Annotated in this window: 19 protein-coding genes and 1 tRNA gene; 15 read left to right on the top strand and 5 right to left on the bottom strand. The window is 54.8% G+C overall.

Features of this window, described 5'->3' with window-relative positions; genetic code table 11:
- The first annotated feature begins 2 nt into the window (after window positions 1–2).
- The 3 genes from D5085_04430 to tilS all read left to right on the top strand — a co-directional run bounded on the left by D5085_04430 (window position 3) and on the right by tilS (window position 3,468).
- Window positions 3–1,040, top strand: coding sequence for an ABC transporter permease (locus D5085_04430; GenBank protein ID QEP42450.1), 1,038 nt, complete (start codon window positions 3–5; stop codon window positions 1,038–1,040).
- Between the two features lie 66 nt (window positions 1,041–1,106).
- A complete protein-coding gene (locus D5085_04425; GenBank protein ID QEP42449.1) occupies window positions 1,107–2,066 on the top strand; it encodes an acetyl-CoA carboxylase carboxyltransferase subunit alpha in 960 nt (319 codons plus the stop codon).
- Between the two features lie 43 nt (window positions 2,067–2,109).
- The gene (tilS, locus tag D5085_04420; GenBank protein QEP42448.1) at window positions 2,110–3,468 is read left to right on the top strand and encodes a tRNA lysidine(34) synthetase TilS; all 1,359 of its coding nucleotides are present in this window, start codon (window positions 2,110–2,112) and stop codon (window positions 3,466–3,468) included.
- On the opposite strand, the gene D5085_04415 is transcribed toward tilS, so the two are convergent.
- Window positions 3,434–5,308 (bottom strand): diguanylate cyclase, encoded by a 1,875-nt coding sequence (locus tag D5085_04415; protein ID QEP42447.1) that lies wholly within the window; start codon window positions 5,306–5,308, stop codon window positions 3,434–3,436. The two genes, tilS and D5085_04415, sit on opposite strands and share 35 nt — an antisense overlap.
- Before the next feature lie 186 nt (window positions 5,309–5,494).
- Between D5085_04415 and D5085_04410 the strand changes: the two genes are divergently transcribed.
- Complete coding sequence (locus D5085_04410) at window positions 5,495–6,697, top strand: EAL domain-containing protein (GenBank protein QEP42446.1); 1,203 nt, start codon at window positions 5,495–5,497, stop codon at window positions 6,695–6,697.
- A gap of 31 nt (window positions 6,698–6,728) precedes the next feature.
- Here D5085_04410 and trxB read toward each other — a convergent pair whose 3' ends face one another.
- A complete protein-coding gene (gene trxB, locus D5085_04405) occupies window positions 6,729–7,685 on the bottom strand; it encodes a thioredoxin-disulfide reductase (protein ID QEP42445.1) in 957 nt (318 codons plus the stop codon).
- A gap of 216 nt (window positions 7,686–7,901) precedes the next feature.
- Between trxB and D5085_04400 the strand changes: the two genes are divergently transcribed.
- The 3 genes from D5085_04400 to D5085_04390 all read left to right on the top strand — a co-directional run bounded on the left by D5085_04400 (window position 7,902) and on the right by D5085_04390 (window position 10,957).
- The gene (locus D5085_04400) at window positions 7,902–8,897 is read left to right on the top strand and encodes a cytochrome-c peroxidase (protein ID QEP42444.1); all 996 of its coding nucleotides are present in this window, start codon (window positions 7,902–7,904) and stop codon (window positions 8,895–8,897) included.
- 166 nt (window positions 8,898–9,063) lie between these two features.
- Window positions 9,064–10,272 (top strand): MFS transporter, encoded by a 1,209-nt coding sequence (locus tag D5085_04395; GenBank protein QEP42443.1) that lies wholly within the window; start codon window positions 9,064–9,066, stop codon window positions 10,270–10,272.
- 22 nt (window positions 10,273–10,294) lie between these two features.
- Window positions 10,295–10,957 carry a sulfite exporter TauE/SafE family protein gene (locus D5085_04390; protein QEP45052.1) on the top strand — a complete coding sequence of 221 codons (663 nt, stop codon included), beginning with the start codon at window positions 10,295–10,297 and terminating at the stop codon, window positions 10,955–10,957.
- Here the strand turns inward: D5085_04390 and D5085_04385 are convergent.
- Window positions 10,942–12,879, bottom strand: coding sequence for a hypothetical protein (locus tag D5085_04385; GenBank protein QEP42442.1), 1,938 nt, complete (start codon window positions 12,877–12,879; stop codon window positions 10,942–10,944). The two genes, D5085_04390 and D5085_04385, sit on opposite strands and share 16 nt — an antisense overlap.
- 93 nt (window positions 12,880–12,972) lie before the next feature.
- Window positions 12,973–13,893 carry a sulfite exporter TauE/SafE family protein gene (locus D5085_04380; protein QEP42441.1) on the bottom strand — a complete coding sequence of 307 codons (921 nt, stop codon included), beginning with the start codon at window positions 13,891–13,893 and terminating at the stop codon, window positions 12,973–12,975.
- 27 nt (window positions 13,894–13,920) lie between these two features.
- Here D5085_04380 and D5085_04375 point away from each other — a divergent pair, with 27 nt between their 5' ends.
- Entirely contained in the window at window positions 13,921–14,358 is a 438-nt protein-coding gene (locus D5085_04375; GenBank protein ID QEP42440.1) for a 50S ribosomal protein L13, read from the top strand.
- A 25-nt stretch (window positions 14,359–14,383) separates the two neighbouring features.
- Window positions 14,384–14,776: a 30S ribosomal protein S9 gene (locus D5085_04370; protein ID QEP42439.1), complete on the top strand. Its 393-nt coding sequence runs from the start codon at window positions 14,384–14,386 to the stop codon at window positions 14,774–14,776.
- Between the two features lie 43 nt (window positions 14,777–14,819).
- On the opposite strand, the gene D5085_04365 is transcribed toward D5085_04370, so the two are convergent.
- A complete protein-coding gene (locus tag D5085_04365; GenBank protein QEP42438.1) occupies window positions 14,820–15,179 on the bottom strand; it encodes a hypothetical protein in 360 nt (119 codons plus the stop codon).
- A gap of 226 nt (window positions 15,180–15,405) precedes the next feature.
- Between D5085_04365 and D5085_04360 the strand changes: the two genes are divergently transcribed.
- From D5085_04360 to mreD, 6 genes are all read left to right on the top strand, one after another.
- Window positions 15,406–15,479: transfer RNA gene (locus tag D5085_04360), tRNA-Gly, on the top strand.
- Window positions 15,480–15,539: 60 nt separating this feature from the next.
- Window positions 15,540–16,412 carry an NAD(+) kinase gene (locus D5085_04355; protein ID QEP42437.1) on the top strand — a complete coding sequence of 291 codons (873 nt, stop codon included), beginning with the start codon at window positions 15,540–15,542 and terminating at the stop codon, window positions 16,410–16,412.
- Between the two features lie 4 nt (window positions 16,413–16,416).
- Window positions 16,417–18,945 carry a transporter gene (locus D5085_04350; protein ID QEP42436.1) on the top strand — a complete coding sequence of 843 codons (2,529 nt, stop codon included), beginning with the start codon at window positions 16,417–16,419 and terminating at the stop codon, window positions 18,943–18,945.
- Between the two features lie 73 nt (window positions 18,946–19,018).
- Window positions 19,019–20,068, top strand: coding sequence for a rod shape-determining protein (locus D5085_04345; GenBank protein ID QEP42435.1), 1,050 nt, complete (start codon window positions 19,019–19,021; stop codon window positions 20,066–20,068).
- Window positions 20,069–20,107: 39 nt separating this feature from the next.
- A complete protein-coding gene (mreC, locus tag D5085_04340; protein ID QEP42434.1) occupies window positions 20,108–20,959 on the top strand; it encodes a rod shape-determining protein MreC in 852 nt (283 codons plus the stop codon).
- Window positions 20,946–21,440 carry a rod shape-determining protein MreD gene (mreD, locus tag D5085_04335; GenBank protein ID QEP42433.1) on the top strand — a complete coding sequence of 165 codons (495 nt, stop codon included), beginning with the start codon at window positions 20,946–20,948 and terminating at the stop codon, window positions 21,438–21,440. The genes mreC and mreD overlap by 14 nt, the downstream gene beginning before the upstream one ends.
- The last annotated feature ends 14 nt before the right edge of the window (window positions 21,441–21,454 follow it).

Genomic DNA, 21,454 nt, shown 5'->3' with positions numbered 1-21,454 from the left:
CGGTGTCGCAGCGGACAGGCTCCCTTTCGGCCGGTCAGCGGGCGTGGTTGCGCTTTAAACGCAACCGCCGTGGCTATATCAGTCTGTGGCTATTTGCGCTGCTGTTCGGTCTGAGTCTGTTTGCAGAACTGCTCTCTAACGATAAGCCGCTGCTGATTCACTATCAGCAGCAGCTCTACTTTCCGCTCTGGGTGAGCTACCCTGAGACGACCTTTGGGGGCGAGTTTGCCACTGAAGCGGACTATCTCGACCCCTATGTGATCGAGCTGATTCAAACCAATCCCGATAACTGGATTCTCTACCCACTCAATCGCTACAGCTACGATACGATTAACTACCAAAGTGAGCTGGCCAACCCCGCTCCCCCGTCAGCCGATAACTGGTTAGGAACCGATGATCGGGGGCGGGATGTGTTAGCGCGGCTTATTTATGGCTTTCGACTCTCGGTTATGTTTGCGCTGGTTCTGACCGCCATTGGGGTGGTGATCGGCATTATCGCTGGGGCGGTGCAGGGCTACTTTGGCGGTAAGATCGATCTGATCAGCCAGCGGCTGATCGAGATCTGGAGCTCCATGCCAGAACTCTATCTACTTATTATCTTCGCCTCTATCTTCAACCCGAGTGTGACGCTGCTCATTGTGCTACTGAGCCTATTTGGCTGGATGGGGCTAGCCGACTATGTGCGGGCGGAGTTTTTGCGCAGTCGCAATCTCGACTATGTGACTGCCGCTAGAGCGCTAGGGGTGGCCAACCATACCATTATGTGGCGTCACCTGCTGCCTAATGCGATGACACCGGTGGTTACTTTTCTACCGTTTCGCATTAGCGGGGCGATTTTGGCGCTCACCAGTCTCGATTTTCTGGGAATTGGCGTGCCGCCTTCGACCCCCAGCCTAGGGGAGCTACTGGCCCAAGGGAAGGAGAATATCGCCGCTTGGTGGCTATCAATCACCACTTTTGCCGTGTTGGTCGGCACCCTTTTGCTACTCATCTTTATCGGCGAGGCGCTACGAGAGGCGTTCGATTCGCGGCGGGGGTAGCCGCTTTGGCTCCGAAACTGGTAGAATCGCCCCGTTTTGGGGTCAATAACGGGTGCTAATGGTTCTATGGATTTGAAATTTCTTGATTTTGAACAGCCGATTGCGGAGCTGGAGGCCAAAATTGAAGAGCTACGCTATGTGGGTGACGATGCTGAGGTCAATCTCGCCGAGGAGCTATCGCGGCTACAGGAGAAGAGTCGCTCTTTGACCGAATCAATTTTCAAAAACCTGTCGCCGTGGCAGGTATCGCAGCTCGCACGCCATCCGCTACGCCCCTACAGTCTCGACTATATGACCGCGATGCTGACCGACTTTACCGAACTGCATGGCGATAGAGCCTACGCCGATGATCCCTCCATTATTGGTGGTATGGGGCGGCTAGAGGGGGAGCCGGTGATGGTTATCGGCCATCAGAAGGGGCGTGATACTCGCGACAATGTCTATCGTAATTTCGGTATGCCTCGTCCCGAGGGGTATCGTAAGGCGCTGCGACTCATGAAACTGGCAGAGAAGTTCTCGCTGCCGGTCGTTACCTTGATCGATACCCCCGGCGCCTATCCCGGCGTCGGTGCCGAGGAGCGGGGGCAGTCTGAGGCGATTGCCCGTAATCTCTATGAGATGGCGAAGCTGAGAACGCCCGTGATCTGTACTGTGACCGGTGAGGGGGGCTCGGGGGGGGCGTTAGCGGTCGGCGTGGGGGATCGGGTAATGATGCTACAGTACAGTACCTACTCGGTGATCTCTCCAGAGGGGTGCGCGTCGATTTTGTGGAAGAGTGCCGATAAGGCCTCCGATGCGGCTGAGGCGCTGGGGATCACCTCGGGTCGATTGTTGGAGTTAGGGCTGATCGATAGGGTGATTGACGAGCCATTAGGCGGTGCCCACCGCGATGTCGAGTTAACGGTGAGTCGGGTGAAGCAGGCGCTGCTACAGAGTCTGGCCGACTTGAGATCGCTCTCTGTCGATGAGCTAGTTGAACAGCGCTACCAACGCTTAATGGCTTTTGGCCAGTTTGAAGAGGAGTGACGCCTGCTCTCTCCCCTTACCGGAGCGGCAGCTTAGTGCTACCTTGCAGCAGTTTGGGGTCTCGGCCGTCATGGTCGCTTACAGTGGCGGGGTGGACTCTACTGCACTGCTGTATGCCCTAAAACAGCTCTATCGGCGTGGTGAGCTAGTATCGCTACAGGCGATTCATGTTAACCACCAACTCCAACCGCAGGCCGACCAGTGGGCGGCGGCGTGCCGACAGCAGTGTGAGTCGTGGCACATTCCGCTGACGGTGGTCACTGTCAAGCCGCAGCTAGCCGGTAGAGGGGTGGAGGCGGCGGCAAGGGAGGCGCGTTATCGGGCATTTGCTGAGCATACGCCGCCAGAGACAGCGCTATTGACCGCTCACCACCGTCGGGATCAGGCCGAGACGGTGCTACTACGGCTGTTTCGGGGGGCGGGTGTGACAGGGCTCGTTGCCATGCGTCCCGACTCTCAGTGGCAGGGGTTACGGCTGTTAAGGCCGTGGCTGCTGTTGGAGAAGCCGACCATTGATCGCTATGCCGCAGAGCAGCAGCTACACTGGAGTGAGGATCCGAGCAACGCTCAGTGCGACTTTGAGCGCAACTATATTCGCCATCAACTACTGCCGGAGTTAACTCAGCGCTATGGGGCGATTGAGTCGCTCTTAAGCCGCACCGCCGCCAATATGGCTGATAGTGAGTCGATTTTGCAGCAGGTAGCCGAGCGTGATTGGGCCGAGTGTCGGGCGCGGCAGCAGCTACAGATAGAGCGGTTAATGGCGCTATCGCGGCCACGACGGTGGCAGCTATTACGCCACTGGCTACAGCAGCTAGCCGCGGAGAGGCTATCGCGGCAGCAGCTTGAGCTGCTTGAGCAGCAGGTCATTATGGCGCGGGGTGATGCGATGCCAAAGCTGACGCTTACGCATGGGAGTGTGCGCCGCTATCGGCATTTGCTCTGGTGGGTTGCCGCGCAGGAGGAGAGCTGCTGTCCGCTAAACTACCCACCGCTACGGCTGGCGCTGACTCTTACCCTGCCAGATAGGATAGTGCTACCGTCTCAAAGGGGGGGGCTCATCTGTTGGCAACAGCTAGGGGTTGGGGTAGCACTGACAAAACTAAAGCAGGCGCAGACGGTGGAGTTACGCTGGCGCCGCGGCGGGGAGGCGATCTCGCTAGGAGAGGGGATGGGGCGAGTGGCGCTCAAGAAGATCTATGCGCGTCATGGAGTGCCGCCATGGCAGCGCTGGTCGATTCCGCTGCTCTACCTAGATGGCGAACTGGTGCAGCTATGTGGGATTGTGACGGCGGCAGGCTATGGGGCAACAGCCGCCGAGAGGGGCGTTGTGTTGCGGTGGGAACCTGATATGTCAACAGCTACAATTAGTAATCTTGGTTCTGCCACATCTCTTTGGTAAATCGAACCACTCGGTTTCGACCCTGATCTTTCGCCTGATAGAGGGCGACATCGGCAAACTTAATCGTCTGCCAGAAGGTATCCGAATCGTCAGGAAAGTCGGCGACACCGACTGAGATGGTCTTTTTTAGCTCCGCACCGGGGATGGTAAAGAGATGCGCTTCGACATTAGCACGAACCTTTTCGGCCACCTGCTCGCCCATATCGCTATTGGAGTCTTGGAGCAGAATAATAAACTCCTCGCCCCCATAACGAATGACCAGATCGGAGGCGCGAACCGAGTTACGGAAGATCTGTGCTAATGCTTTAAGCACCTTATCACCGGCGTCGTGGCCATAGGTATCGTTGACCTTTTTAAAGTAGTCTAAATCGAGCATGAGGACTGAGACTCTGCTTTGACGACGATTCGCCGTGGCGATAATGGTATCACTATACTCCTCCAGAAAACGGCGGTTATTTAGACCGGTCATCGGATCGATGAGGGTCGATTCGCGTAGAGTATCCATGAGCCGTTTCGCTTCAATCACCGGTGCCGCCTCGCGTAGATAGACATAGAGCATGGTGGTATTTTCGCGCAGTCTAGGGAGCTGTGCCGCCACTTCAATTAGCTGCACTACGCTACCGACGGTGCCCGACTGAATCACTGGAATACAGGTGTGGACATACTCTTGGCCATCTTCTGGGGGGGCGAAGGCGTTACAGATACCGGGGTATTCGCTGGAGTCGATGGTATGGCCGGTACGACGGGCTCGGCAGATTTCGGAGCGAACCAGCACATTGGGGTTACACCAGTGGCAGCCGTTAGCATCTTGATCGCCATTGACCACAATCGGTTCTAGGCGGCTGCCGTTGTGAGTGACTTCGTAGATGGAGTAGTTAGAGAACTTATGCTCCTCCTCAATCACTCGCGCTAGGCGGTAGTAAACCTCTAGTTTCGACTCATCCTCCTCAATCGCCTGTTTGAAGTGGGAGGCATCGATGAGACCATCGACCATGCTAATGGTACTATTGAGTAGGTTATTGTGGTTATTTCTATCCACTAAGTTACACTGAATTAGCTGGGCGACATTGTTACGAATCGTATTTAACCCCTGCTCTAAGTGGCTGGTCAGTTGGTTAAACTGGTTGGCGATCTCTCCAATCTCATCGTTACTGCGAACCTCAACTCGATACTGAAAGTCACCGCTAATAGCGGCCTTGACGCCGGCCTGAATATCACTGGTGGTGCGGGTGATGGGGCGAATGAGGCGGCCAATGATAAACAGAATAATCGCCGCAAACAGGCCGATACAGAGGGTGATAATGGTAATGGTCAGCAGTGCGCGCTCCTTCTGTTGCCCGACCGACAGGGTAATGGTGACCGCGCCGAGAACATCACCATTTTTAACCTGGTGGCAGTTAAGGCAGTTCGGCTCGCCCTCGCTAGAGGCGATATAGGGGATGGTGGTGCGGAATGTGGGCGACATGCCCTGCTCATCGATAATGGTCGAGACCGCTTGACCGGTGAGCAGGACTTGGCGATCGATATCATCGACCGCTCGCTCACTCGCTAGCCCCGCGCCATATTGGGCAACAACATGTTGACCGCGCACCAGATAGACATCGTTTAACCCTTTGACCTCCTGCATTCGCTCTAAGAAGCTGGAGCGGTGCTGAATGACGCCATTAATCATCGCCTCAGTCATGCTAACTCGAACCACTTCGGCGACACTCTGGGCGTGCGACTCGGCGGTGTGAATCGAAAATTGACGAAAAGCGATGAGGCTCACCACTAGCAGCACAACCATTAACAGGGTAATCAGCACGATGGCCGAAAGGCTAGCCTTATTGGTTAAACGCATGGTCTGTATGCCCTTTGTACAGTGGTTAGAAACAGGAAGTGATAATTTTACACCATTGTTACACTTGAATCAGTACTCTTTAATGCTGGGGGGGGGCAGTGGGGGCAAATTTTTATTTTTTTCGGTTCGAATGGGTTATACTTGCCGCTTTAACATACTCGGTTCGCAATTTTTTAGGTGTTAAGCATGGATAACAGGCTGGGGGCAGACAAGCACCACTCCAGAGTAGTGGTTATTGATGATGATCCACTGATTTTGGGCTACTTTAAGGGACAGTTGCCGAAAATGGGTTTTCACGACATCGATACCCACCACTCATTGAGTACCGCTAGAGCGATATTGCAATCGGGGGAGTGTGATCTAGTTATCTGTGATCTCGATATGCCGGAGGAGGATGGGTTCGATTTTCTCTCCTTTGTGAACGAAATTCACGGCAAATTCCCGATTATTGTCTGTAGCGGCTGCAATGAGCAGCTCATTCGGGTGCTGCGCAAGCTGCTTAAGTTTCACTCCCGTCTCAATGTAGTCGAGGCGATTATGAAGCCGGTCAACCTGCTAGAGTTAGCCAAGGCGGTCGCTAAATCCCGTTTTACCGAGCAACCTAGACCTAAGTCGATCGATAGCACCATCAAGCAATATTCGGTGGAGCAGATTCTCGATAATGTCGATGTCTTTTTTCAGGCGAAGTGGTCGTGCCGTGGCGACTATGTGGTCGGTGCCGAGGCGCTAGCACGGGTGATCGATCCCGATAACGGGCAGGTTGTCTCGCCCTTTTTCTTTATTCCTACCATCAAATCGAGTCAGGCGGGTACCCGCTTTACCTATCAGATTTTTGAGAGGAGCGCCCAATATATTGCCACTATTATTGATCTCAACCTCTCTCTAACCTTTTCGATTAACATTGGCGTTAACGATCTGAAAAATCCGCAGTTTTATCGTAACGCGATGGCGATTTTTGAGAAGTATGCCATCCCGCCTAGCCGTATCTGTTTTGAGATCACTGAGGATGAGATCTACGATCACGACATCACGATTCTTGCGAATATGGGGCGGCTGATTATCGCCGGTTACACCTTCTCGCTAGACGATTTTGGTACTGGATTTTCCAATTTTGAGCGCTTAGGGCAGCTACCGATTGCAGAGATTAAGCTCGATAAGCTCTTTATTGATCACCTGTTAGAGGAGCACTCATCGACTGAGCTGGTGAGGGCGTTTGTCAATATCTCAACCTCATTGGGGTTAAAGACGGTCGTGGAGGGGGTGGAGACGGCCGAGCAGCTACGGCTGGTAACCGATCTAGGTATCGATATTCAGCAGGGCTACTATAAAGCTAAGCCGTGTCCGTTTGCCGATTTTATGGCACTAGCCGCCAATAATACAGGGGGGTAGTCCCCCCTGGCGCTTGTGGAGGGGAGCCGGTTTAGAGCGGATTGTTCTCCAAAAAGCGTTCGGCATCGAGTGCTGCCATACAGCCAGAGCCGGAGGAGGTAATCGCCTGACGGTAGATAGGGTCGGCGACATCGCCGGCGGCAAAGACACCGGCCACCGAGGTGGCGGTCGCACGACCGGCGGTGCCCGATTTAACCCTAATATAGCCCCCTTCGAGCTCTAACTGGCCGGCAAATAGCTCGGTGTTAGGTCGATGGCCGATGGCGATAAATAGTCCGGTCAGCGCTAACTCCTTCGTCGAGCCTGCCTGACTATCTTTAATCCGCACCCCGGTAACCCCGCTACTATCCCCGAGGATCTCATCGACCTCATGGTTCCACTCAATGGTGACATTGCCATTTTTTGCCTTCTCTAGTAGCTGGTCGGCGAGAATCTTTTCGCAGCGAAATTTGTCGCGGCGATGGATAACGGTGACATGTTCGGCGATATTGGAGAGGTAGAGCGCCTCTTCAACGGCTGTATTGCCGCCGCCAACGACGGCGACCTTTTGACCACGATAGAAGAAGCCGTCACAGGTTGCGCAGCCAGAGACGCCGCGCCCCTTGAACTTCTCTTCTGACTCCAACCCTAAATAGAGGGCCGAGGCACCGGTGGCAATAATTAACGCCTCACACAGGTAACTGCCGCTGTCACCGATCAGCTTAAAGGGGCGGGAGGAGAGATCGGCGCTGTGGATGTGGTCAAAGATAATGTCGGTATGGAAGCGGCGGGCGTGCGCCTCCATCTCCTGCATTAGCGCCGGCCCCTGCAACCCCTCGCTACCACCGGGCCAGTTATCGACTTCGGTCGTGGTGGTTAACTGCCCCCCCTGTTGCAGTCCGGTGATGAGTACCGGGTTAAGATTGGCACGGGCAGCATAGAGCGCCGCAGTGTATCCGGCAGGGCCGGAGCCTAAAATGAGTAGTTTACAAGTTTTGGTGTCACTCATTGAGTTATTGCTCCATTGTCAGTAGGTTATCTGTCGCCCTATAGTCTATAGCATAACGTGAGGGTTTCAATGGGGCGGGCTCTTTTCTTGGTGACAAGCGGCCATTGCCATAATTAGTAAATAAGAAATAACTGATAATCGGGTTATCAGAGTCACAAAGTTATGCTAAAGTAGTGCTTCATTCAATCTGCTATTTTGTTATAGGAAGTTATATCTATGTTGCTGAAAAATATATTTAAATTGTCTCTACTTGGGGCTACTTTAGCGACCTCAATGGCCGCCTCTGCCGCCGAGCCGATTGATCCTATCCGTCCGGTACAGGAGATCAACTTAGCTCAGGTTGAGCTGGGCAAAAAGCTCTATTTTGATCCCCGTCTCTCCAAATCGGGTTTTATCTCCTGCAACTCCTGCCACAATCTCTCCATGGGTGGAACCGATAACTTGAAGACCTCCATCGGTCATGGCTGGCAGCAGGGGCCGATTAACTCACCGACTGTCCTTAACTCTAGTATGAATGTGGCCCAATTTTGGGATGGCCGTGCAGCTGATCTGAAAGAGCAGGCCGGTGGCCCTATCGCCAACCCAGGTGAGATGGCCTCTAATCATACGCTAGCTGTTGAGGTTATCGCCTCCATTCCAGGTTATGTAACTGAATTTAAACAGGTCTTCGGCGATGATCGAATTAGCATCGATCGCGTCACGCAGGCGATTGCCGAGTTTGAAAAGACGCTGGTCACCCCTAACTCCCCCTTTGATCTCTGGCTACTCGGGGAGAGTGACCAGCTCACAGCAGAGGAGCTAGCGGGGTATCAACTGTTCAAAAATAGTGGCTGTGTCGCTTGCCACAATGGCCCGGCTGCCGGCGGTAACTCGTTTCAGAAGATGGGGTTAATTCAGCCCTATCAGACCAACAACTCTGCCGAAGGGTTGAGTGCGGTGACTGGTAAAGATGCCGATCGGTTTAAATTTAAGGTGCCGACACTGCGTAATGTTGAGCTAACCTACCCCTATTTCCATGACGGTGAAGCGGAGACGCTGACCGAAGCGGTCGATGTGATGGGACGACTACAGCTCGGTAGAACCTTTACGAGTGAAGAGAATGGCCAGATTGTCGCTTTTCTAAAGAGCCTCACTGGTGAGCAGCCCTCGTTTGCGCTGCCGATCCTGCCCCCGTCAACCGATGCAACACCCGCGCCGACGCCGTTTGAGTAGTCTGTTAGCGCAATACTGATACCTTTGGAAGGTGGTGACTCCCCGCTTGCCCGCTATCATGGGCAAGCGGGGTTTTTGTCTAACGGGATCGTGTTGAGTGGATAGGGTGACAGAGCAGCAGAGTGGTGTCGTGGGGGCGTGGTGGCGGGGAGTTCTGAGTTGGAGAATGGCGGTCGCCTTTTTCATGGGGTTTGCGTGTGGCTTGCCGCTGCTGTTAACCGGTTCGGTACTACAGGCGTGGATGCATGAGGAGGGGGTCGATCTATCGGTCATCGGGCTGTTTGCGCTAGTCGGACTCCCCTATACCCTCAAATTTCTCTGGGCACCGCTGCTAGATCGCTTTACGCTGCCGCTGCTCGGGCGCCGCCGCGGCTGGTTGCTGCTCATTCAGCTCATCTTAACGCTGGCCATCGCCTTGTTGGGGCTGACTAATCCGGTGGCTAGCCCATGGCTGGTGGCTGTCGTCGCCTTTTGGGTGACCCTCTTCTCGGCGAGTCAAGATATTGTGGTCGATGCCTATCGACGGGAGGATCTGCGTGATGAGGAGTTGGGGCTCGGCTCAGCGCTCTATGTTAACGGCTATCGGGTTGGGATGTTGTTAGCCGGCAGTGGCGGCCTAATTCTGGCCGATAGCTTCCCCTTCGCAATCGTCTATCTGTTGATGGCCGCCTCCATGGCGGTGGGGTTGGTAACGACGCTGCTCTGTCGGGAGCCGCAGATGGTCGCAGGTCAGCCGCAGACGCTCTCTGAAGCGGTGATAGAGCCCTTTCGGGACTATTTTGGTCGCGAGGGGGCGTGGCTAATACTGCTATTTATTCTGCTCTATAAGGTCGGTGATACCATGGCTGCGGCGATGACGACCCCGTTCTATCTCGATATCGGCTTCACTAAGACCGATATTGGCACGGTAGTTAAACTCTTCGGTTTTTGGGCCACGATTGCCGGAGGGCTGTTAGGGGGGCTTATCTTGCTTCGCTGGGGGATCGGGCGTTCGCTGTGGGGATTTGGGATTTTGCAGGCCCTCTCCACCGCCTGTTTTGCCATCTTAGTGGTCACCGGTGCCGATACCCTCTGGCTCGCGGCGGTCATTGCGTTTGAGAACCTCTCTGCGGGTATGGGAACCGCCGCCTATATCGCCTATATGGCTAGCTTGACTAATCGCCGCTTTACCGCGACTCAATATGCGCTGTTAAGTAGCCTAATGGGGATTCCGCGAGTGGTTGTGGCAGCACCGACCGGTTATCTGGTGGAGTGGGTCGGCTGGGCTGAGTTCTTTATCTTTTGTGCCCTGATTGCCCTCCCGGGGCTGCTGCTGTTACAGCGTTTGCAGCCTTGGCAGAGTCTGTTTGGAAGAGGGGCGCTGAGTCGTGGTTGAGTGGAGCTATCTGGCGGCCTTTATGGCGGGGTTACTCGGTGGGGTACACTGCATCGGGATGTGTGGCGCGATTGTGGCGACACTGGGGCTGGGGATTGAGTCGAAATCGACCTCGACCTACGGGCTGATTCTACTTGCCTACAATAGCGGCAGAGTGGGGAGCTATAGTGTCGCTGGGGCGATGATGGGGGGGATTGGCGGTTGGCTGCTACCGCTGGATCAGCTACATCAGTGGCAGTTGTGGCTCCATGCGGTGGCCGGTAGCTTTATGATTCTGCTAGGGCTCTATCTGGCCGGTTGGTGGCGTTGGTTCCTGTTACGACTGGAACAGGCGGGGGAGTGGGGGGTGTGGCGGCGGCTACAGCCGGCGGCGCAGCGACTTTTGCCGGTCAGATCGGTCGGGCAGGGGCTAATTGCCGGAGCCGTTTGGGGCTGGATCCCGTGCGGGTTAGTCTATACGGTACTCATTTGGGCGCTCTCAAGCGGTAGCGCCATGAACGGGGCGCTACTGATGGCCAGTTTCGGTTTAGGAACCGTGCCTAATTTGGTGGCGATGGGGGCGGTAGCTGGGGGGTTGCAGCAGTGGCTTCGCCGCCCGAGAGTCGTCCGTTTTGCCGGCCTGAGCGTTATCGCTATCGGCGTATGGCAGTGGGGTTTGTGGGCAGAGGGCTACTTTGGCGGCTGATAGATCGCTTTGTAGATAGCGTGAATCTCCTCGTAGCGCCTCTTCTGCTCCATCCCCTCGCGCTTTAGGCGCTCCATCTGCTCTTGTAGCGTTTCGTGGGATTGGCTCACCTTACGCAGATTCTCTAGCCGCGACTCCATCTGCCCTTTGCGCTCTTTGATCTGTTTAACTAACGGCGCGAGCGCCTCTTTATGCCACCCCTCGGCGTCGCGGTGGGCTTTAAAGAAGATGTTACGGGCATGGCTAACTAGCGAGATAAAGAACTTTTTAATCACAAACGACTGTTCGGTCATGACGGTGACCGGACTGTCGATAAAGTTCTCCGCCTCTTCGTTGAGTTTATCTAATTCAGTGCGATATTTGGCCGGATCGAAGAGTGTCGGCTCCATCTCGGGAATATTGTGTTCGGTGTGGAACTTATGGTAGAGCGTTGTCACTAGCCGGTTAAGCTGCTCGGAGTACTCGGCGACCTCATCGAACATGGTGTTTACGCCGTCAAAGAAGGTGTGCATACTCTTTTTGAGGCCGATGGTTGTCCAAGTTTCGGTCATATTGCTGCGGCTCTTCGAGACTAGCTCATCGAGTTTGGTGAGGCTAAGCCGCTTTAACAGCTCCTGATTCTGCTCTGAGAGCAGCTTTTTGTTGCTGTTAAACTCCTCTAGGTTTTTATGGTAGGCGACCTGCTCTTCACGGGTCTTCTGCATTAAATGCTCAATCACTTGGGTATTCTTACCACTGAGACCGACCAGTTCGTTGAGCTGGCGCTTGGTGTCGTTAAGCCGTTCGACCAGCATGGCGTGGGACTCTTTGACCATGGAGCCGATTTCAGCCTGAATATGGGTTCGCACCAGCTCCTGCTGTGCCGGTACGATAGTGTTGGCTAGAATATCCTCTAGTGTCAGAATATTGCTTCGCTTTAGCAGCGTATCGTCGTGGCGAATTTTGGCTAGCAGCGCCTTCTGTGCTGAGGCGGGGAAGACGGTATTAATGTCGATGCCTAGCGTTCGGGCAGCCTCCTGCCGCTGCCTATCGATGGTGGTGCTAATCGCCTCTTCGCTCTTTAGCTCATCCCACAGGGTGTCGATTTTATTGAGCACGACAATCAGGCCGTCGGGGTTATCCTTGCGCACCGGTTTGACATTGAGATTCCACATATCGAGATCCGATTTGGTCACGCCAGTATCGGCAGCCAGAATAAACAGCACCGCTTGGGCGCTAGGCAGCATACTGAGGGTCAGCTCCGGTTCGCTACCGAGGGCGTTCAGTCCGGGGGTATCGAGAATCACCAGCCCCTGTTTCAGGAGCGGGTGGGGGAAACTTATCAGCGCATGACGCCACTGCGGCACATCGATCTCGCTGAGCGTCCCTCCGCCCTGCCGCCGATGGAGCTCCGCCTCATCATCGCTATAGAGGCCAAGGTTTCGGGCCTCGTCAATAGAGACCTTTTTGGTTTTGACAATCTCCTTAAACGCCTCAGCCATATCATCGGCATTATCGAGGAGCAGCGGAATATTAGTCCACTGCAGACCATCTTTGCGCAGCTCGGAGAACGAGGTATCTTTGAGGCGCGTCTCAATCGGCAGGAGCCGAATATAGGCCTCATTCGACTGGTTATCGAAAAAGAGTTCGGTCGGGCACATAGTTGTGCGCCCCGCTTCGGACGGTAACAGTCGGCGATCATACTCAGAGAAGAAGATCGCATTAATCAGTTCGGTCTTGCCGCGGGCAAATTCAGCGACAAAGGCGACTGTTAGCTTGTCACTTCGTAGCGACTCAATAAGTTCAACGATACGAATCTCATCCTCCGGAGAGCCCATATCGTTTTCGTCAAGCCAACCTGAGTAGCGGTTAATGCTCTCAACCAGGGACTCTTTCCAGTGGCCAAAGGCCTTTAACTTTTCGGTAAAACGGGGCTGCTCCATTGTAAACTTCTTAACTTGCTAGTGAACTTCAATATCCGCCAGAAGGCGACTAATATAGGCTAATTCCCACCAATGGCAACCATTGTATGCAAATTAGGGCACCGTTACCATTTTTAATGCGGTGAAAATGAGTAGTAGCGCAAAAATTTTTTTTAACCACCGAAGCGGCAGCAGATGGGCAAGGCGGCTCCCTAGCGGCGCCGTCGCGACTGAGAGGGGGCTGATGGCGATAAATAGCGGCCAGTAGAGGTAGCCGGTGCTATAGGGGGGAGGGTCTGCTAGCTGCTGGCCGGTGACGGCGTAAGCGGTTGCCGCAGCGAGCGCCAGCGGCAGGCCGATAAACGACGAAGTGCCGATAGCGCGACGCATAGTGACGCCGCGATGGAGCAGACAGGGGACCGAAAGCGTCCCACCGCCGATGCCGACCATCGCCGAGATTGAGCCGATCAGGAGGCCACAGCCTCGATGGGCGAGCTTGCTGACTGCGCTAGCGGGAGGGCTGGGGAGGGGGGGGGGATGAGTGTCACCCTCAAACAGCATCTTTAGCGCCATAGTCACTAGGTAACCGATAAAGAGCGTGAGTAGCAGCTTGCCGGAGAGGTGGTGGGCGAGCAGAGCGCCGAGCAGGGTGCCGACAATGACCGACGGGGTCAGACTGCGTACCTGTTGCCAATCGATATTACGGCGACGATGGTGGGCTAGTGACGAGGAGAGCGCGGTTGGAATAATCGTCGCCAGCGTCGTACCGATGGCCAAGTGGGTATTGGCGCTATAGCCGGGCCACTGCTGCTCAAACAGCCAGATGAGCAGAGGCACTAGAATGAGCCCCCCCCCGATACCCATTAGACCGGCTAAAAGACCAGCGACAGCGCCGCCGAGGGCAGCGTAGAGGACTATTTCGACCATAACTTTGGCGTCTATCCGGCAGTAAAAACGGGCCATTATGCCGAAAAAGGGTTGCCTGCGCCACGCTGTTTCTGTAGAATCCGCGCTCTTTTCCACGCCCAGCCCCATTAACTGAAACCAGAGACTTAACCAGAGATGATTGGAACCAAAACATTTAGTGCGAAAGCAGAACAAGTACAGCGTGACTGGTATGTGGTCAACGCCGACGGGAAGACACTAGGGCGTCTGGCTACCGAAATCGCCCGACGGCTCAGAGGCAAGCATAAGCCTGAGTACACCCCGCATGTTGACACCGGCGACTACATTATTGTGGTTAATGCCGCCAAAATTCGCGTCAGTGGCAAAAAAACGACCGATAAAATGTACTACCACCACACCGGTTTTCCGGGCGGGATTAAGGAGATTAGCTTCGATAAGCAGCTACAGAAGGCACCGGAGCGGATCATTCAGCACGCAGTGAAGGGGATGTTGCCTAAAAACCCGTTAGGTCGGGCAATGTTTCGCAAGCTTAAGGTCTATTCAGGTGCCGAGCATAACCATGCGGCTCAACAGCCTGTCGCCCTCGACATTTAATTAACCGACAATCTTAGAGAGAACTATGGCAGATATTCGTCAACTCAGCACTGGCAGGCGCAAAAGCTCCTCGGCTCGTGTCTATCTGACTCCCGGTAGCGGTACCATTACCGTCAATGGGCGTGATCTTGATACCTACTTTGGCCGCGAAACCTCCAGAATGGTGGTTAGGCAGCCCCTTGAGCAGACCGAAATGCTCGATAAACTCGACATTGTTGCTACCGTCAGCGGCGGCGGGACTACCGGTCAGGCCGGTGCGATTCGTCACGCTATCTCCCGCGCCTTAGTGGCCGATAATGAGGAGTTACGCTCCGCACTGCGGACTAGCGGTTTTCTGACCCGAGATGCGCGTCAAGTGGAGCGCAAGAAGATCGGCCTGCATAAAGCTCGTAAACGGCCGCAGTACTCCAAGCGTTAAGCGATGCCGTCCGAAAAGCCCGCTCAGTGCGGGCTTTTTGCGTTTAATCGTTTAAAGTGCTAGGGGCGCTCTCTCTCGCACTGCTCGACTCACCAAACCAGCCGTCAGAGCGCTTAAAGTTGGTGCGCTCATCGTAGTAGGCTACCGTTAACATCGCTAGCGCATTGGTAAAGTTTTCTGTTGGGTTGTCCCGACAGTAGTCGCTCACCCATAGTAGCGCATCCCCCATGCTGTGGACGCCGAGAATATCATAGGTTCGGGGACTAATGAGGTTAAAGGCGGCGAGGTAGCCAAAGGCGAAATTTTGGTAAAGATCGAGCCTGATGCCACCGAGAGCTCTCGCCTCTCGGTAGTCGCTACAGGTTTTAACGCCGGGGCCGTAGGTGGCGTGAAAGCCGTTCATATCCTTAGCGATCGTTACCGCAGGAGAGAGCAGCAGAGTCACGAGGCTAAGGCTGAGTAGTCGCAATGTCGAGGGGGTTGTCACGATAGTGATGTTCCTTATGGTGGTTAAGTTACAGAGGCATCCATTATGCGATAGCGCGGCAGGGGGCTCAAGGGCGATAAAATTATCCGCTAGGGTATAACGCTTTGGTCAAAGTTGGGGTATAATCGCCGCTCCATGATTAGCGGGTGTAGTTCAATGGTAGAACTGAAGCTTCCCAAGCTTCCAGCGTGGGTTCGATTCCCATCACCCGCTCCATCTTACTCTCTGCCGATCTCAATATCTGACCACCAGCCCACTCCCAAAGCCAATGTTGTTATGAACTACCCCTTCTCCCGTATCGGAATTATCGGTAAATTTGCCGCCCCCACAGTTAGCACTACCCTACAGCGACTGGTTGATTACCTGCAACGGTGTGAACTCTCTGTCGTCCTAGATAGCGACACTGCCGAGGTCTGGAGTGATCACGGCTTGACGGTCGTGAGTCGAGTGCAGATGGGAGAGCAGTGCGATTTAGTGATTGTGGTGGGGGGAGATGGCACCTTTCTAGGCGCGGCTCGCTCGCTGTGTGAGTATCGTAATATCGCCCTGCTAGGGCTCAATTTAGGGCGACTCGGCTTTTTGACCGATATCTCACCGGCGACGATGGAGCTACAACTTAAGGCGATTTTTGAGGGGCGCTACCTAGAGGAGGAGCGCTTTTTGCTCCACTGCTCGGTCGTCAGAGAGGGGAAGATCTGCTACACCTATAACGGCTTTAATGATGTGGTGATTCATAAACGGGAGGTGGCGCGAATGATCGAAATCGACATCTATATCGACGCGAGCCATATCACCACCATGCGGGCTGATGGACTGATTGTCGCTACCCCGACCGGCTCGACCGCCTATGCCCTCTCGGGTGGGGGGCCAATCATCGAACCGGAGCTTAATGCGATGGTGCTGGTACCTATCTGCCCCCATACCCTCTCGAACCGGCCAGTGGTCATTGATGCCGACTCGGTTGTCGAGATGGTGATCAAGGGGGCGTGCGGCAACGAGACCCAAGTCAGTATTGATGGCCAAGCGAACGAGAAGCTACAGCGGGGGGATCAGCTCATTATCCGTAAAAAGAGCCCCTCGATTCGGCTCATCCATCCGGCGGAGCATAGCCATTTTTCGTTACTTAAGGCCAAATTGGGGTGGGGGTAGGTCGATGAGCGCGTTATCACAACACTTATCACAGTACTACTATCGTGCGGTGCTGGAGCAGCGCTGGCTGTGGCTAGGGCTGATCCTACTCCTGCTCTTTTCGGGCTACTCGGCGCGTGAGTTTAAACTCGACGCCTCGGCCGATGCGTTGGTGCTGGAGAGCGATGCCGATCTCCGTTTTTATCGTGAAGTTCGTGCCCGTTATGGCTCCGATGACTACCTTATCTTGACCTACAACCCTCAACGGGCCGATCTCTTTTCTGCCCCCGTGTTACAGCGATTAGCGCAACTTAAAGGCGAGCTAGAGGCGTTAGAGCGAGTCGCCTCAGTCACCTCGATTCTGGATGTGCCGCTGATTCAGAGCCCACCGGTATCGCTGACCGAGCTACAGCAGGGGATACGAACCTTAAGCGATAACGGCACAGATAGCGTGCTAGCGCGGCAAGAGTTTCTCCACAGCCCCCTCTATCGGCAGCTTTTGGTGAGTGACAATGGTCAGCTAACGGCGCTAATGGTACAGCTTAAGATCGATAGCGACTATCGACAGTTACTACAGCAACGGGATCAACTATGGCAGCTCTCCTCCCCATTGACAGCCGAGCAGCAGCAGCAGTTAGAGAGCCTCTCAGCGGCGATTAAACAGTACAATAGCACCCTGCAACAGCAGCAGCAGGCCGATATTGCGGCGGTGAGACAGATTGCCGATAAGTATCGCGATCAGGCGACAATCTATCTAGGGGGCGTGCCGATGATCTCAGCCGATATCGTCGATTTTATTGGTAACGATATTGAACGGTTCGGCCTCGGGGTGACGCTACTCATTCTGCTGCTGTTAGCGCTAGCGTTTCGGCGCCTATTGTGGATCGCGGTACCGATCGCTATCTGTGCTGCGGTCGTGGTGGTGATGGTCGGTTTTTTAGGCTGGATTGACTGGCGAGTCACCATCGTCTCCTCTAATTTTATTTCACTGCTGCTGATTATTACCCTATCGCTGACCATCCATCTAGTCGTGCGCTATCAGGAGCTGCAGCAGGCGGGGGTGGAGTCGCAACGGCGACTGCTACAGCAGACACTGAGCTCTAAATTGGCCCCCTCGCTCTATACCACCTTGACCACCATGGTCGCCTTTGCCTCACTGTTAGTGAGCGGGATTCGCCCTGTGATCGACTTTGGTTGGATGATGGTAGTGGGGGTGGCGGTGGCGTTTGGGTTAGCCTTCGTCCTGTTTCCGCTACTGCTAGCACGGCGACAGCCACAGCCGGCGGCGGAGATTAACCACCCTTGGCTCGATAGCGTGACGGGGTGGTTAGCGCAGTCGGTCATTACGCGGGGCAGGGTGATTATCGCTCTCTATCTGCTGCTGCTGCTGCTAGCGACCATCGGATTAAGCCGCTTGAGCGTTGAGAACCGCTTTATCGACTACTTTAAAGCCGATACCGAAATCTACCAAGGGATGGTGGTCATTGATCAACAGCTAGGGGGTACCACGCCGCTAGATGTCGTTATCTCAGCGCCAGCACGCTTTTTAGCGCAGCAGGCAGAGGAGGGGACAACGGAGCCTGCGCCGGCGTCTGAACAGAGTGGCTTTATGAGGGGACTGTTAGACGATCTGTTCGGCGATAGCGAAGCCGATGCTGGTATTAGCGCTAGCAGCTACTGGTTTAACCGCTATCAGCTAGAGCGGGTAGCGTCGATGCATCGCTATCTGGCATCACTCCCCGAAACCGGTAAGGTATTATCGTTAGCGACAGCGATGGAGCTGGTCAAATCGCTCAATGGGGGCGAAGCGCCCGATAACTTCACCCTGTCGCTGCTGCATAAAAAGCTGCCGGAGGAGATTCGACAGACACTGCTCGACCCCTATATGTCGGCCGATGGCAACCAAATTCGCTTCTCGATTCGGGTCGTGGATTCAGATCACAATCTACAGCGCGATGCACTACTAAAGAAGATTGAGCGCGAGATGGTGAGCCAATTTGAACTAGAGCCGCAGCAGCTACAACTCTCAGGGATGCTAGTGCTCTATAACAATGTGTTACAGAGCCTATTTCAGTCGCAAATTGTCACCTTAAGCGCCGTTTTTGCCGCGATCTGGCTAATGCTATGGCTACTGTTTCGCTCTATGGTAGTGGCAACGGTCGGGGTCATTCCGACACTCATGGCGGCTGGACTGATTTTGGGCCTAATGGGGTGGCTATCGATTCCGCTAGATATCATGACGATCACGATTGCCGCGATTACGGTGGGCATTGGGGTCGATAACGCGATTCACTATATCCACCGCTTTGAGAGTGAACGGCGGCAGGGCGACTCGATTGAGCAGGTGATAGCACGCTGCCACGCGAGTGTTGGACGGGCAATCTGGTACACCTCAATGACGATTAGCCTCGGTTTCTCGGTGCTGGCGCTCTCCAACTTTATGCCGACCCTCTATTTCGGACTCTTTACCGCACTAGCAATGGTGCTGGCTCTTTTAGGGAACTTAACGCTACTACCGCTGCTGTTACGCCGGTTGCGTTGGCGTTCGGTGTGATTTTGCTAGCTTAAAAGGGGCAAAATTGTTACATTACGCGGCTGTTTTTGCTGGATAATAACGGTTAATCACTATGTTAGGACGCTTTCGCGGAATTTTCTCTTACGATATTTCGATTGATTTAGGCACCGCCAACACTTTGATCTATGTGCGCGGCGAGGGGATTGTTCTCGACGAACCATCGGTGGTGGCTATTCGTAAAGATCAATCGGGGGAGAACCGCCGTATTGCCGCCGTCGGTCGCGATGCCAAATTGATGCTAGGGCGTACCCCCGGTAATATCGAAGCGATTCGGCCAATGAAAGATGGCGTGATCGCCGATTTCACCATTACCGAGAAGATGTTGCAGCACTTTATTCGCAAGGTGCACGAAAATAAGTTTAAATTTCTCTCCCCTAGCCCCCGAGTCTTGATCTGTGTCCCCTGCGGCGCAACCCAGGTGGAGCGGCGAGCCATTAAAGAGTCGGCTAATGGCGCTGGAGCACGCGAAGTCTTCTTAATTGAGGAGCCGATGGCAGCGGCGATTGGTGCTGGAATGCCGATTAGTGAAGCGAGTGGCTCGATGGTGCTTGATATTGGCGGCGGTACCACCGAAATTGCGATCTTATCGCTCAACGGCATCGTCTATTCTAACTCGGTCAGAATCGGCGGTGACCGTTTCGATGAGGCGATTATCAGCTATGTGCGCCGTAACTACGGCACCATGATAGGCTTTGCGACCGCTGAGAGAATTAAACACGCCATCGGCTCGGCCTACCCGAGTACCGAAGTGCAGGAGATTGAGGTCAGGGGGCGCAATCTAGCCGAAGGGATTCCGCGCAGCTTTACCCTCAATAGCAATGAGATTCTGGAGGCGTTGCAGGAGCCGTTAGCCGGCATCGTCGGCGCGGTGCGGACCGCCTTAGAGCGGACACCGCCGGAGCTAGGCTCCGATATTGCCGAGCGAGGCATGGTGCTGACCGGCGGGGGGGCACTGCTGCGCGATATCGACAGGCTACTGATGGAGGAGACCAGCCTGCCGGTGATTATTGCTGAAGACCCACTGACCTGCGTGGCCCGCGGCGGCGGCAAGGCGCTGGAGATGATGGATCTCCACGGTGGTGATCTCTTCTCTCTCGATTAATAGCTTGACCGCGCTGCGGTCGATGATCCTATGACAGCGATGAACTACACCCTCTTTATTCAGGGGCCATCGCTGGTGTCACGGCTGTTACTGGTGGTAGGGCTCTCAATTGTGTTCATGGTATCCGATCACCACTCTACCTACCTTGATTCGGTGCGTACCGGACTCTCCACGCTACTCTACCCGCTGCGCTATCTGGTCAACCTGCCGGTGAGCGCGACCTCTAGCTTCTCAGAGACCTTTGCTAGTCGTGAGCTGCTGTTACAACAGAACCGTGAACTACGCCATAAGCAGCTACTGCTGGAGGTGCGAATGCAGAAGATGGCGGCGATTGAGCAGGAGAACCGGCGTCTGCGGGCGATGCTCAAATCCTCTAAAGAGGATTGGGAGCGGGTGCTAGTGGCGGAGATGGTGGCGGTGGATAGCGATCCCTATCGCCACCGAATGAAAATTAACCGTGGCATCGTCAATGGGGTCTTTATCGGCCATCCGGTGATCGATGCCCTTGGGGTGGTGGGGCAGGTGGTCGCCACAGACACTTTTCATAGCGATCTGCTGCTCATCACCGATCCGAGCCACTCGCTACCGGTACGGGTGCTACGCAACGGCCTGCGGGCAGTGGCCGTCGGTAGCGGTAAACATCTGCTCGATATTCCCCACCTGCCCAATAATGCCGATATTCGTGAGGGGGATCTCCTAGTAACCTCCGGTCTCGGGCAGCGCTTTCCCGCCGACTATCCGGTGGCACGGGTGGTCACGATTCGGCGCGATCCGGCGCGAACTTTTGCCCAAGTGGAGGCTGAACCGACAGCGAAACTACAGCAGGCCCAAGAGCTACTGCTCATCTGGAGCGAACCGGTCTTGGCGGCAGAGGACGATGCGGGTGGATGAGCATCGGCGACAGGGGAGTTCGGTGATCGTCGCCACCTTTATCGTGGCGCTGCTATTGACCTTAATGCCGCTACCGTTTTGGGGCGAAGTGTTGCGGCCGCAGTGGAGTCTGCTGGTGCTCATCTACTGGACTTTAGCGCTGCCGGAGCGAGTGGGTATCTTGACAGGTTGGTCTATCGGTCTCTTAATGGATACCGTACAAGGGACTCTGCTAGGACAGCTAGCGGTTGGCTATGCCCTCTGTAGCTACTTTGTCCTCTATGGTTATCAGCGTATGCGTATCTACCGTCGCTGGCAGCAGTCGGTAGTGATTTTACTCCTATCGCTGTTAGTCCTGTTGGCTCGCTTCTGGATCGATGGCCTGATGGGGGAGGCGATTTTGGTCTGGTACTACTGGTTGCCGGCGTTGACCACCATGCTGGCATGGGCACCACTGTATCTACTGTTACGCTTAGTGCGGCGCTACTACGGGGTTCGTTAGGTGCTATCCCGAGT

The organism is Ectothiorhodospiraceae bacterium BW-2 (genome assembly GCA_008375315.1).
In the GTDB taxonomy this organism is placed as follows: domain Bacteria; phylum Pseudomonadota; class Gammaproteobacteria; order Thiohalomonadales; family Thiohalomonadaceae; genus BW-2.
This window is presented reverse-complemented; position numbering and strand designations above follow the sequence as displayed.